General features: G+C 73.4%; 6 protein-coding genes. All 6 read left to right on the forward strand.

Going from position 1 to position 13179, the window contains the following annotated elements; translation table 11 throughout:
- Positions 1-163 precede the first annotated feature (163 nt).
- The 6 genes from AB0O82_RS14200 (at position 164) to AB0O82_RS14225 (ending at position 13155) form a co-directional block, all read left to right on the forward strand.
- Positions 164-1951, forward strand: a complete 1788-nt coding sequence (locus AB0O82_RS14200) for a condensation domain-containing protein (protein ID WP_363583413.1) — start codon at positions 164-166, stop codon at positions 1949-1951.
- A complete protein-coding gene (locus AB0O82_RS14205; protein WP_363583415.1) occupies positions 1948-6228 on the forward strand; it encodes an amino acid adenylation domain-containing protein in 4281 nt (1426 codons plus the stop codon). The genes AB0O82_RS14200 and AB0O82_RS14205 overlap by 4 nt, the downstream gene beginning before the upstream one ends.
- Complete coding sequence (locus AB0O82_RS14210; RefSeq protein WP_363583416.1) at positions 6225-9371, forward strand: amino acid adenylation domain-containing protein; 3147 nt, start codon at positions 6225-6227, stop codon at positions 9369-9371. Before AB0O82_RS14205 ends, AB0O82_RS14210 begins: the two co-directional genes overlap by 4 nt.
- A gap of 103 nt (positions 9372-9474) precedes the next feature.
- Positions 9475-9855: a nuclear transport factor 2 family protein gene (locus AB0O82_RS14215; protein ID WP_363583418.1), complete on the forward strand. Its 381-nt coding sequence runs from the start codon at positions 9475-9477 to the stop codon at positions 9853-9855.
- Between the two features lie 4 nt (positions 9856-9859).
- On the forward strand, positions 9860-11923 hold the full coding sequence (locus tag AB0O82_RS14220) for a non-ribosomal peptide synthetase (RefSeq protein WP_363583420.1): 2064 nt from the start codon (positions 9860-9862) through the stop codon (positions 11921-11923).
- Positions 11920-13155, forward strand: coding sequence for a cytochrome P450 (locus AB0O82_RS14225; RefSeq protein ID WP_363583422.1), 1236 nt, complete (start codon positions 11920-11922; stop codon positions 13153-13155). Before AB0O82_RS14220 ends, AB0O82_RS14225 begins: the two co-directional genes overlap by 4 nt.
- Positions 13156-13179: the final 24 nt, after the last annotated feature.

Here is a 13179-nt window from a genome sequence, read left to right on the forward strand (position 1 = left end):
ACTGGCGTAAATATTGTCTTGATGCCTGCAACCCCGTTCTCGATCTTGCGGAGTGAGACGGGAGCCACCTAGTATCCGCCGTACTGTTCGCCAAGTAGCGAATCGGCGAGGGGATTTCCGGGGCGTTGAAGCGTTCCCGATCGCCGTGAAAGGTGGATCCGTCATGCCTGGTCCCGATCGGCGCGCGCACGCTCCGACCCTGTTGTCCTTCGCCCAGCAACGGCTGTGGTTCCTCGACCGGCTGCGGCCGGGCCGGCCGGACCACAACGTCCCGACCGCGGTACGCCTGCGCGGACGACTGGACCAGGGGGCGCTCACCCGGGCGCTGACCGAAGTCGTGCGGCGCCACGAGGTGTTGCGCGGCAGGATCGTCGACACCGAGGACGGCCCGCGCCACGCCGCGGAGCCGGTCGAGACCTTCGTGCCGACGATCACCGATCTGACGCACACCCCCGCGGAGCAGGCCTGGCAGCGGGCCCGGGAGCTGGTGGCCGCCGATCTGGCGACCCCGTTCGACCTCGGGACCGCTCCGATGCTGCGGGCCCGACTGATCCGCATCGCCCCCGACGACCATCTGCTGCTCCTGGTGATCCACCACATCGCCTGCGACGGCTGGTCGCTGTCGGTGCTGTGGCAGGAGTTCTCCGCCGGATACGCCGCCGCCGTCGACGGCCGGCCGATCGCCCTGGCGGACCTGCCCGTCCAGTACGCCGACTTCGCCGACTGGCAACGGAGCCATCAGGCCGGAACGGCGATGCTGGACCAACTCGCCTACTGGCGCGAGCACTTGGCCGACCTGAGCCCGTCGGTGATCCCGACGGACCGAACCCGCCCCGCGGTGTGGTCAGGCCGGGGCGACCAGGTCGAGATCGAGATCCCGGCGGAACTCGCCGAGCGAATACGCACACTGGGGCGCGCCCACGAGGTGACGCCGTTCATGACGCTGCTGGCCGCCTTCCAGGTCCTGCTCGCGCGTTGCACGGGACAGGCCGACGTGACGGTGGGGACGCCGATCTCCGGGCGGACCCGGATCGAGGTGGAGCCGCTGGTCGGCTTCTTCGTCAACACGCTCGTCCTGCGCACCGACCTGTCGGGCGACCCCGGCTTCACCGACGTGCTCGCCCGGGTGCGGCGGTGCGCGGTGGAGGCCTACGCCCACCAGGACGTCCCCTTCGAGCGGCTGGTGCAGGAGCTGCGGCCCGAACGCGACCTCGGCCAACACCCGCTGTTCACGGTCATGTTCCAGCTGGAGGAGCCGCCCGCGCTCCCGTCCGGCCTTCCGGGGGTCGAGGTGAGTGACCACCAGATGCCGAACGACGTGGCGAAGTTCGACATCGAGGTCTCCATGACGGACGGCGGCGATCGCTTCACCGGCGTCATCCGCTACGCCGCCGACCTCTTCGACCGCGACACGGTGCGGCAACTCTCCGAGGGTTTCCGGGTGTTGCTCGACCAGCTCGTCGACAGCCCCGAACGGCCGATCTCGGCGTGGGAGACCCCTCCCGGCTTCCGCGTGAGCCGCCCCGCTCCCGCCACCAGGAGCGAGACGGCCAGCGAGCCCGCCACCGAGACCGAACCCGAGCCCGCCACCGAGACCGAACCCGAGCCCGCCGCCGTACCCGAGTCCGCCGCCGTACCCGAGTCCGCCACCGAGACCGGGCCCGCCACCGAGACCGAGCTCCTCGTGCTGGAGACCTGGGCCGAGGTGCTCGGTGTCACCCCGGACGGCGTGGACAGCGACTTCTTCGAGCTGGGCGGCCATTCGCTCCTCGCCTCGAAGGTCATGTCCCGACTCGGCCGGGCACTCGACCTCGAACTGCCCGTCGCCCTGCTCTTCTACCACCCGACCGTCGCCGAACTCGCCGACGGCATCGACGCGGCGTTGCTGGCGGACCTCGGTGCCGCCGCCGAAGCGGAACCGCTTCCCGCCGGAAAGGCCCGTCACCCGTGAAGGCACAGCACAGTCGCCCCGAGCCCGGCCGGCCGACCGGTTCCGCGCCCGGAGCCGCCCCGTCGGCCGGTTCCACGCCGGCCACCACCCGGGCCCTGCTCGACCAACGCGTCCGCGCGGCCCGGAGCAGGGCCGCCGAGGGCGAGCCGGAGGCCGCGATCCCGCCCCGTCCGGCGGGTGCGCAGGTGACGTCGTTCACCCAGGAACGCATGTGGCTGGTCGAGCGGCTGTCCGACGGCCCCGCGATGTACAACGTCCACGAGGTCTTCCGGCTGCACGGCCCGCTGGACGTGGACGCCCTCGGCCACAGCCTCACCGAGCTGGTGCGGCGCCACGAAGTCCTGCGCACCGCCTTCCCCGAGCGGGACGGGCTCCCCAGCCCCTCGGTCGAGCCGGCCCGGCCGCTCGACCTGCCCGTCACGGACCTCCGGACCGAGCCCGCGGAACGCCGGACGCGGCTGGCCCTCGATCTCGTTCAGTCCGAGATCCTGCGCCCGTTCGACCTGGCCGCCGCCCCGCTGCTGCGCGCATCACTGCTGCGGGTCGGCGAGGACGAACACGTCCTGGTGGTGGTCGTCCACCACATCGCCGTCGACGGCTGGTCGATGCCGCTGCTGTGGGACGACCTGTCGGCGATGTACCGGAGCCGGCTCGAAGGCCGCGAGCACGAGCTGCCCCCCTTGCGGATCCAGTACGCGGACTTCGCCCACTGGCAGCGGGCCCGGCTCTCCGGCGACCGCCTGCGGCGCCAACTGGACTACTGGAGCGCACAGCTGTCCGGGCTGTCGCCGCTGGACCTGCCCACCGACCGCCCGCGCGGACCGGTCCGCGCGGGCCGTGGCGAGCGGATCACCTTCACGGTGCCCGAGGAACTGGCCGACCGGTTGCGGCTGCTGGGTCGGCGGCACGGCGCGACGATGTTCATGACGCTGCTCGCCGCGTTCCAGGCCCTGCTCGCCCGCTACAGCGGGCAGTCCGACGTGGCGGTCGGCACACCGGTCGCGGGCCGGACCCGTCCGGAACTCGACCCGCTGGTGGGCTCGTTCATCAACACCGTGGTCATCCGCACCGACCTCGCGGACGACCCGAGCTTCGCCGAACTGCTCGACCGGGTCCGCAGCACCGCCGTGGACGCCTACGCGCACCAGGACCTGCCGTTCGAACGGCTGGTGCAGGAATTGCGGCCGGCCCGCGGTCTCGACCGCAACCCGCTGTTCCAGGTCATGTTCGCCGGCCTGTCCGACCCGGCCGCCGCCCTCCGGCTGGTGGGGACGGAGGTCGAACAGATCGAGGTCGACAACGGCACGGCCAAGGTCGACCTCAGCCTGGTGATAGCCGACCGGCCGACGGGCGCGACCGGGGCAGCCGGCACCACCGGGACCGTGGCCTTCGACACCGATCTGTTCGACCGCGCGAGCGTGGAACGGCTGGTCGGCCACTACCTGCGGCTGCTGGACGCCGCGGCCGGCGATCCCGACCGTCCCGTCTCGCGCCTGGACCTGCTCACCGAGGCCGAGCGCGAAGCGCTGCTGGTGGCCGCCAACGCCACCGACCAACCCTTCCCCGCGGACCTCTGCGTCCACGAGCTGGTCGAGGAGCAGGCCCGGCTGACCCCCGACGCGGTGGCGGTCCGCTGCGGCGCCCAGCGACTGACCTACCGGGAACTCGACCACCGGGCCAACCAGTTGGCCCGGCACCTGCGAGCCCGGGGAGCGCGGCCGGAACGCCTGGTCGGCGTGTGCCTGCCGCGCTCGGCGGACCTGGTCGTGGCCCTGCTGGCCGTCCTCAAGTCGGGCGCCGCCTACCTGCCGCTGGACCCGGACCTCCCGGCGCAGCGCATGTCGTTCATGCTCGCCGACGCCGAAGTGCCGCTGCTGCTCACCCAGCGCTCCCTGGCCGACCGGCTGCCGCGGCACGGCGCCGCGACGGTGTGGACGGACGACGAGGCCGGGCTCATCGCGGCCCTGCCCGGGGACCGGCTGCCGCCGCTCGCGACGCCCGCCAACCTGGCGTACTCGATCTACACCTCCGGTTCGACCGGCCGCCCCAAGGCCGTGCTGGTCCCGCACGAGGGCGTGGTCAACTACCTGGTGGTCCGCGGCCGACAGCTGGACCTCGGCGGGGACGATGTCGTCGCCTCGGTGGCCTCGATCTCCTTCGACGTCATCGTCCCCCAGGTGCTCATGCCCCTGGCCTGGGGCGCGAGCGTGGTGATCGCCCCGTCGGAGGTCGCGGTCGACGGCCCGCGCCTGACGGAGATGATGCGCGAGTTCGGCGTCACCACGCTCATGGCCACACCGGCCACCTGGCTCCTGCTGCTGGACGGCGGATGGCAGGGCGGCCGGTTCCAGGCGATCTGCGTGGGCGAACCGCTCCAGCCCGCCCTGGCCCGGCGGCTCCTCGACCGGGTCTCCACGCTGTGGAACGGCTACGGTCCCACCGAGGCGTCCGTCGGCTGCGTCACCCGGCGCGTGGACGCCGACCGGGACCTGGCCCGGCCGGGAGGGTCCGTGCCGATCGGCCGGCCGCTCGGCAACCTCCGGATCTACCTGCTGGACCCGGCCGGCGCCCCGGTGCCCGTCGGCGTACCGGGCGAGATCCACATCGGCGGGGTCGGCGTCACCCGCGGGTACGCCAACCGGCCGGGGCTGACCGCCGAGCGCTTCGTGCCCGATCCGTTCGGTGTCGACGGCGGCCGGCTGTACCGGACCGGCGACCTGGCGCGGTACCTGCCGGACGGCAGCCTGGTCTTCCTGGGCCGCACCGACGAGCAGGTGAAGATCCGGGGCTACCGCATCGAGCTGGGCGAGATCGAGGCCGCGCTGTGCGCGCAGCCCGGTGTCGCCAGGGCCACGGTGACGGTGCGGGGCACCGGGACGGACGCCGAACTGGCCGGCTACCTGGTGTGGCAGGACCGGCCCGGTGACCTGGCGGTCCTGCGGCGCTCCCTGCGCGAGACCCTGCCCGAGTTCATGGTGCCCACGACGCTGACCGCACTCGACCGGATCCCGTTGACCACGAACGGCAAGGTGGACCGCGGGGCCCTGCCCGAGCCCGCCCGCCACGGCCACGAGGCGGGTGCGCTACCGCCGCGGGACCTGCTGGAACTCCTGATGACCAGGATCTGGGAGCGTGTGCTGGGCACCCCGCGGGTCGGCGTCCGGGACGACTTCTTCGCGCTGGGCGGGCATTCGCTCAGGGCGGTCGAACTCGTGGAGGCGATCCGGCGGGAGTGGGGGGTCACCGTGCCGCTGAACACGGTGTTCCGCCATCCCACCGTCGAGGGTCTGTGCGCGGAACTGCCCAACGCCTCGCAGGCCCTGCGCCGGCTCGTGGTTCCGCTGGCCGAAGGAGATCACCGCAGGGCGCCGCTGATCCTGGTGCACCCGCAGAGCGGCGACGTGTGCTCCTTCCTCCACCTGGCCGAGCACCTCACCGAACACCTGGCCGAGCACCCCGCCGAGCACCCCGTCGAACCGCTCGCCGGCGGCCGGCCCGTCTACGGCCTGGAGGCCGTCGGCTACAACACCGAGGAGCCGCCACTGGCCACCGTCGAGGAGCAGGCGCAGCGCTACCTGCGGGAGCTGCGGTCCGTCCTGCCCGACGGCCCGTACCTGCTGGCCGGCTGGTCCTTCGGCGGGCTGGTCGCCTTCGAGATGGCCCGCCTGCTGGAGGAGGAGGGGAACCCCCCGGGATTCCTCGGGATCATCGACGTCGGAGCGCCCGCGTTCACCGACGGATCCACCGACGGATCCACCGACGGATCCACCGACGGATCCACCGACGGCTCCACCGGCGGATCCACCGAGTCCGACCACGGGCCCACCGACGGGCCCGGCGGCCATGACGCGCACGGGACGGCCCGGTTCGCGCTCGCCTCCGGGCTGCCCACCGGAGCCGTCGGAGAGCTCCACGAGCTCGACGAGCAGGACGCCCTCTCCCTGCTGCTCCACGACGCGCACGCCGGCGAGCGCCTTCCCCTGCGGGTGCGCACCGAACAACTGCGGCGCATGGTAAGGGTCTTCACCACCAACGGCGACGCCGCCCGACGCTACCGGTCGACCGCGCGGCTGCGGACACCGATCCACCTGTTCACGAGCGCCGAGGCGCACCCCGTGCTCGCCGCCCCGGTCGTGGTCCCCGCCCGGTGGCGCGACCGCACCCGGGGGGCGTTGAGCGTGGTCGAGGTGCCCGGCAACCACCACGACATGCTGTCGCCGCCCCACGCCGCACCCTTCGCCGACGCCCTGTCGGCCGTCCTGGAGGAGCTCGGATGAGCGACGGACACGAGCTGCCGTTGTCGTCGGCGCAGTCCGGCATCTGGTTCGCCCACCACCTGCGCCCCGGCAGCCCCGTCTACAACACCGGTGAGTACGTGGACATCCCCGGGCCGATCGACCCGGAGCTGTTCGAGACGGCCGTGCGGCGCGTGGTGGACGAGACCGAGTCCCTGCGCGTTCGCCTCACCGACGGTGCCGAGGGCCCCCGGCAGGTCGTCACCCCGTCGCCCGACTGGTCGATGGACCACGTCGACCTCACCTCGACACCGGATCCGCTGCGGGCGGCCGAGCGCTGGATGCGCGCCGACCTGTCCACACCGGTCGGGCTCACCCGGGACCCGCTGTTCCGCCAGGCCCTGTTCGCCGTCGCGCCGGACCGCTTCCTCTGGTACCAGCGCGTCCACCACATCGTGGTCGACGGCTTCAGCATGTCGCTCATCGCGCGCCGCGTCGCCAAGACCTACACCGGACTGGTCGAGGGCAGGGGAGGGGCAGGACCGGCCTTCGGGCCGCTGAGCCTCCTGCTGGCGCACGACGCCGCCTACCACGCGTCGGAACAGCCCGGACAGGACCGGGCGTTCTGGGCGGCCCGGCTGGCCGGCCGGCCGGATCCCGTCAGCCTCGCCAGCCGCTCGGCGGCCGCCTCGGACGGCTTCCTGCGCCGTACCAGCACCCTCGACGCGCCGACCGTCGCCGCGCTGCGGCGGGCCGCGCGGCCCGCCGGGGCGAGCTGGCCCACCGCCTTCACCGCAACGGTCGCCGCGTACCTCCACCGCCTCAGCGGCGAACGGGACATCGTGCTCAGCATGCCGGTGACCGGGCGCACCGGCTCCTCCGTGCAGGCCGTCCCCGGCATGGTGGCGAACGTGGTGCCGCTGCGGCTGCGCGTGCACCCGGAACAGGGTCTGTCCGCACTCGCGCGACAGGCGGCCGAGGAGGTCGCCGCCCTGCGCGGGCACCAGCGCCACCGCAGCGAGGACCTGCGCAGGGAACTGGATCCGGCCCGGTCGGAGCGGGTCCTGTTCGGACCCCTCGTCAACATCATGTCCTTCTACTACCACCTGGACTTCGCGGGCGTCCGCGCCACCGTGCACAACCTGTCCAACGGGCCGGTCGAGGACCTCTCGTTCTCCGTCTACGACCGCTCCGACGGCACCGCGCCCCGGCTCGACGTCGACGCGAACCCCGCGCTCTACTCCGAGGCCGAACTCACCGCCCACCAGCAGCGGTTCCTCCGGTTCCTGGACGCGGTGGCCGCCGACCCGGACCGGCCGATCGGCCGGCCCGACCTCCTCACCCCCGAGGAACGGCAGCGGACCGTCGTGGCCGTCAACCGCACCACGCAGCCGCTGCCGCACCCGACGGTGCCGCTGGCCTTCGCGGCCGAGGCCGCGCGCACGCCCGATGCGCCCGCCGTCGTGTGCGGCGAAACCACCCTGTCCTACGCGGAGTTGAACGACCGGGCCAACCGGCTGGCCCACCGGCTCATCGCCCTGGGCGTCCGCTGCGACAGCACGGTGGCCGTGCTCATGGAACGCTCCGCCGACGTGGTGGTGTCGGTCCTGGCGATCAGCAAGGCCGGCGGCGCCTACGTACCGCTGGACACCCGGGCCCCGACGGCCCGCCTGCGCCGCGTCCTGGACGACACCGGGGCGGCGGTGCTGCTCACCCACCGGGCCACCCGGGACGACGCACTGTCCCACGGCACCCCGGTCGTCGTCGTCGACACCGACCCCGGACTCGCCGACGAGCCGGCCACCGACCCCGTCGTGCCGCTGCGCCCGGACCACCTGGCGTGCGTCCTGTACACCTCCGGGTCCACGGGCACGCCGAAGGGGGTGGCCCTGACCCACCGCAACGTCATCAGCCTGACCGCGCAACGCTGTTGGCGCGAAGAGGACGGCCCGCGGGTCCTCGCACACTCCCCGCACGCCTTCGACGCCTCGACCTACGAGTGGTGGGTGCCGCTGCTCAACGGGGGCCGGGTCGTCGTGGCCCCGCCCGGCGAGCTGGCGCTCGCGGACCTCCACCGGCTCATCGTCGACCACCGGGTCGGGGCGCTGTGGCTGACGGCCGGGCTGTTCCGGGTGTTCGCCGAGGAGTCACCCGGCACGCTGGCCGGGGTCGGCCAGGTGTGGACCGGCGGTGACATCGTGCCGGCCGATGCCGTCCGGCGCGTCCTGGCACGGTGTCCGGACTCCGTGGTGGTCGCCGGGTACGGCCCGACCGAGGCCACCACGTTCACCACGCGCAGGGTGCTGCGCCCCGGCCGGCCCGTGCCCGACGTCGTCCCCCTCGGCCGACCGGTGGACAACAGGCGGGTGTACGTCCTGGACGAGGCGCTGTCGCCGGTGCCGCCGGGGGTGGCCGGCGTGCTGTACGTCGCCGGTGCGGGCGTGGCGCGCGGGTACCTGAACGACCCCCGCCGCACGGCCGGCCAGTTCCTGCCGTGCCCCTTCGGCGACCCGGGCGAGCGGATGTACCGCACGGGCGACGTCGTCCGCTGGAACGCCGAGGGGGAACTCGAGTTCCTCGGCCGCGCGGACGAGCAGGTCAAGCTCCACGGCTTCCGCATCGAGCTGGGCGAGATCGAGGCGGTGCTGGCCGGGCACCCGGCCGTCGCCCAGGCGACCGTGGTCGCCGGCCCGGGCGCCTCGCCCGGCAGGCGTCTGATCGGCTACGTCGTCCCGGCCGGGGACTCGGGGCTCGACCCGGCGGCGGTGCGGGAGCACGCCTGCGCGGTGCTGCCGGACTACATGGTGCCCTCGGCGATCGTCACGCTCGACGCCTTCCCCCTGACCCCCAGGGGCAAGATCGACCGGGCCGCGCTGCCCGTCCCGGACCTCGCGCCGGCACCGTCCGGGCCCGGACCGCGAACCCCGGCGGAGCAGACGATGTGCGCGCTGTTCGCCGAGGTGCTCGGCCGGCCCGCGGTGGGCGTCGACGACGGTTTCTTCGCGCTGGGCGGCAACTCCCTGCTCGCGACCCGGCTGGTCAACCGGGTGCGGGTGAGGTTCGGCCGTGAACTCACCCTCGGCGCCCTGTTCCAGGCACCCACGCCGGCGCGCCTGGTCGAAGCGCTCGAGGACGCCCCGGACGCCGCGGCCGTACCGGCTCTCTCACCACGTACACGACTCTGACAGATCAAGCGATCACAGGAAGCACCTCGGCATGGTCCACACCCTCTCCCATCCCGACGAAACGCCGGCACCACCGGCAACACCCGCAACACCGGAGACCCCGATGGCCCCGGAAACCCTGACGGCCCCGGCGCTGGGGGTGTCCCAGGTCCGCCGGTACTACCAGCTCGTCGACGCCGGGGACGTGCCCGCGCTGGTCGCCCTGTTCACCCCGGACGCCCGCTACCACCGCCCCGGCTACCGACCCATGGTCGGGCACGCCGAACTGGAACGCTTCTACCGCGACCAGCGGGTGATCCGCACCGGTGTGCACACCCTGGCCACCGTGGTCACGACCGACGACGAGGTGGCGGTGCACGGCCTGTTCCGTGGCGTGCTGCACGACGGCGGTGAGGTCGAGCTGCGGTTCGCGGACTTCTTCCGGATGACGCCGCAGGGCCGCATCGCCGCGCGGGACACCTTCTTCCACGTGCCGGCGGTCTGAGGCGGTGGACGCACCCGGTGACACCGCGCACCACGTGCTGCGCAGCGGCCACCGCGACGGCCACCGCGACGGCGACGGCCACGGCGACGGCCCACGCGGTCGCGCGTTCAACCCCGACGGGGACACTTCAGCACAGGAAAGCGGGAAGCAGTTGACCAAGACGGTCCTCACCTCCGACATCCCGGCGTTCGTCGGCAGCGGACGGCCACCGTTCGACGCGCGGGCCATCCACGAGCTGGTCGCCGAACAGGCGGAGCGGGCCCCGCACGCGCCCGCCGTCACCTGCGACGGACGGACCCTGACCTACCGGCAGCTCAACGACCGCGCCAACCGGCTCGCCGGGCGGCTGCGAGCGGCCGGACTGGCGCAGGAGGACGTCGTGGGCGTGCTGGTGCCGCGGTCGCCGGAGCTGATCGTGGCCCTGCTCGCCGTCCTCATCGCGGGCGGGGCGTACCTCGGACTCGAACCGGACGACCCGGCCGGCCGCCACGCGATGCTGCTCGAGGACGCCGGCGCGGGCATGGTGATCGTCGGAGAGGCCCTGGGGGAGCAGCTGCCCGACACCGTCGTCACGGTGACGGAAGGCGGACCGGCGCAGGAGCCGGCCGCCGGGCCGGCGGCTGCGGCCCGCCCCGGCGACCCGGACCGGCTCGCCTACGTCAGCTACACCTCGGGCTCCACCGGCGAGCCCAAGGGCGTCGGCGTGCCCCACCGGGCGATCGACCGGCTCGTCCGGGGTGCGGACTGGGTGGACGTCCGCGCCGAGGACGTCTTCTTCCACCTCGCGCCGGTCGCGTTCGACGCGTCCACGTTCGAGATCTGGGCCCCCCTCGTCAACGGCTGCCGACTGGTCCTCTTCCCCCCGGTCGCCATCACGCTGGAGCACGTGGCGCGCGTCGTCCGCGCCGAGCGCGTGACGGTCCTGCTGCTGACCACCGGGCTCTTCCACCAGATGGTGAGCTCCCACCTGGAGGCGTTCGCCGACGTGCGGCACGTCCTCACCGGGGGTGACGTGGCCTCGCCGGGCCACGTCCAGCACCTGCTGGCCCGCTACCCGGAGCTGCTCTTCACCAACGGCTACGGGCCGACCGAGAACACCACGTACACGACCTGCTGGACCAGCAGCACCCTCCCGGAGCTGCGCAGCGTGCCGATCGGCCGCCCGATCAGCGGCACCAGGGTCGCCGTGCTCGACGGCGACCTCAGGCCGGTGCCCGTCGGCGAGTGCGGCGAACTGTACGTGGCCGGGGCGGGCCTGGCCCGCGGCTACCTGGGGCGCCCGGCCGCAACGGCCGAACGGTTCCTGCCCGACCCGTTCGGGACCGAGCCCGGGGCCCGGATGTACCGGACCGGCGACCTCGTGCGATGGCTGCCCGACGGCACGCTGGAGTTCGTCGGACGCGCGGACGACCAGGTCAAGGTCCAGGGCTACCGCGCCGAACCGCGCGCCGTCGAGGTCGAGCTGGAACGGCTCGCCGAGGTGCGGCACGCGGTCGTGCTGCCGCAGGCCGATCCGGCGGGCGGCACCCGGCTCCTGGCCTACGTCGTGCCCGCGCAGTCCGACCCGGCGGGTAACGCCGACCTCGGTCGGCGGCTGCGCCACGAGCTGCGGGACAGGCTGCCGGGCTACCTGATCCCCTGGGCGATCCTCGTCCGTCCCGAGCTGCCGGTGAACCGCAACGGCAAGATCGACCGCCGGGCCCTGCCCACCGCCACCCGGGTGCCGCGCAACGTGGCCAACGAGTACGTCCCGCCCGTCACCGAGGTGCAGACGCGGCTGACCGAGTTGTGGGGCGACATCCTCGGCATCGAACCGGTCGGCGTCGACGACGACTTCTTCGACCTCGGCGGGCACTCCCTGCTGGCCACCGACCTCCTGGTCGCCACCCAGCGCGAGTTCGACGTGGACCTCCCCGCGCAGATCCTGTACCTGTCGCCGACCGTCGCCGAGCTGGCGACGGCCCTCACCGCCCGGATGCGGACGGCGGGCCAGGACGGCCCGGCGGCTCGCCCGGACAGTCCGACGGCGGGCCAGGCCGACGGAGCACGGCAGGAGCAGCCCCGATGACGGCGGTTCCCCCCACCCCGCGATGCCCGGTCCTCGCCCCGCAACCGGTCGACCTGATCGACCCCGACCTGTACCACTCGGGCGGGGCGCACGAGGTGTGGCGACGGCTGCGCCGCCACGCCCCGGTGAGCTGGCAGCCGGTCGGCGACATCGGCTACTGGTCGGTCGTCGGCTACGCCGAGGCCAACCGGGTGCTCCGCGACCACGACACGTTCACCTCCGAACAGGGCACCCTGCTCAACCTCCTCGGCCAGGGCGACCCCGCCGGCGGCCGGCAGATGGCCGTGACCGACCCGCCCCGGCACGCGCACCTGCGCGGCCCGCTGCAACAGGCGCTGTCGATCAAGACGGTGGAGAACGACCGGGAGGCCATCCGCCGGGTCATCGTCGAACTGCTCCGGCCGTTGGCCGACGGCGGCCCGTTCGACTTCGCCGCCGCCATGGCCACCCTGCCGATGGCGGTGATCGGCACCATGATGGCGCTGCCGGAACAGGACTGGCCGCGGCTGGTCCGACTCGCCCACGCCTGCATCGCCGCGGACGACCCCGAGTTCCAGCTCGCCGCCGGACCGCAGGCCACCCTCGTGACCGCGCACCGCGAACTGTTCGCCTACTTCCAGGACATCGTCACCGCGCGTCGGCGCGCACCGGGTGACGACCTGATCAGCGTGCTGCTCACGATGGAACTGGACGGACGCCGGCTGTCGCCGGGCGAGATCGTGTCCAACTGCTACAGCCTGCTGCTCGGTGCGACCGTCACCACCGCCCAGCCGCCGATCGCGGCGATGGTCGAACTGGCCGGGACGGCGGTCCTGGACGACTGGGCGGCCCACCCGGAGCTGCTCGGCAGCGGCGTGGAGGAGGCCCTGCGATGGGCCTCGCCCACCCAGCACTTCATGCGCCATGCCACCCGCGACGTCGAGGTCCGGGGCGTGCCGATCCCCGCGGGGGACGCGGTCGTCGTGTGGCTGGGGTCGGCCAACCGCGACGAGACCGTGTTCGCCGACCCGGACACCTTCGACATCCGACGGCGGCCCAACAAGCACATCGCGTTCGGCGTCGGCGCGCACTACTGCATCGGACACACCGTCGCACGGGTGGCCCTGCGGATCCTGTTCGCCGAACTGCTCGGCCGGTTCACCGGCTTCGAACTCGCCGGGACGCCGCGGCGCATGCGCTCGAACATCATCGCGGGCTTCACCCACCTGCCGATCACCGCGCGGACCCGCTAGGGCGTGCACCACCGCAGCCGCACC

It is taken from the genome of Kitasatospora sp. NPDC088264, assembly GCF_040685715.1.
Lineage (GTDB): Bacteria > Actinomycetota > Actinomycetes > Streptomycetales > Streptomycetaceae > Kitasatospora.

What these genes read in the sequence shown, in the direction of transcription:
- AB0O82_RS14200 (WP_363583413.1), top strand. Translation starts at nt 164, where the DNA reads ATGCCTGGTCCCGATCGGCGCGCGCACGCTCCGACCCTGTTGTCCTTC.
- AB0O82_RS14210 (WP_363583416.1), top strand. Translation starts at nt 6,225, where the DNA reads ATGAGCGACGGACACGAGCTGCCGTTGTCGTCGGCGCAGTCCGGCATC.
- AB0O82_RS14215 (WP_363583418.1), top strand. Translation starts at nt 9,475, where the DNA reads ATGGCCCCGGAAACCCTGACGGCCCCGGCGCTGGGGGTGTCCCAGGTC.
- AB0O82_RS14225 (WP_363583422.1), top strand. Translation starts at nt 11,920, where the DNA reads ATGACGGCGGTTCCCCCCACCCCGCGATGCCCGGTCCTCGCCCCGCAA.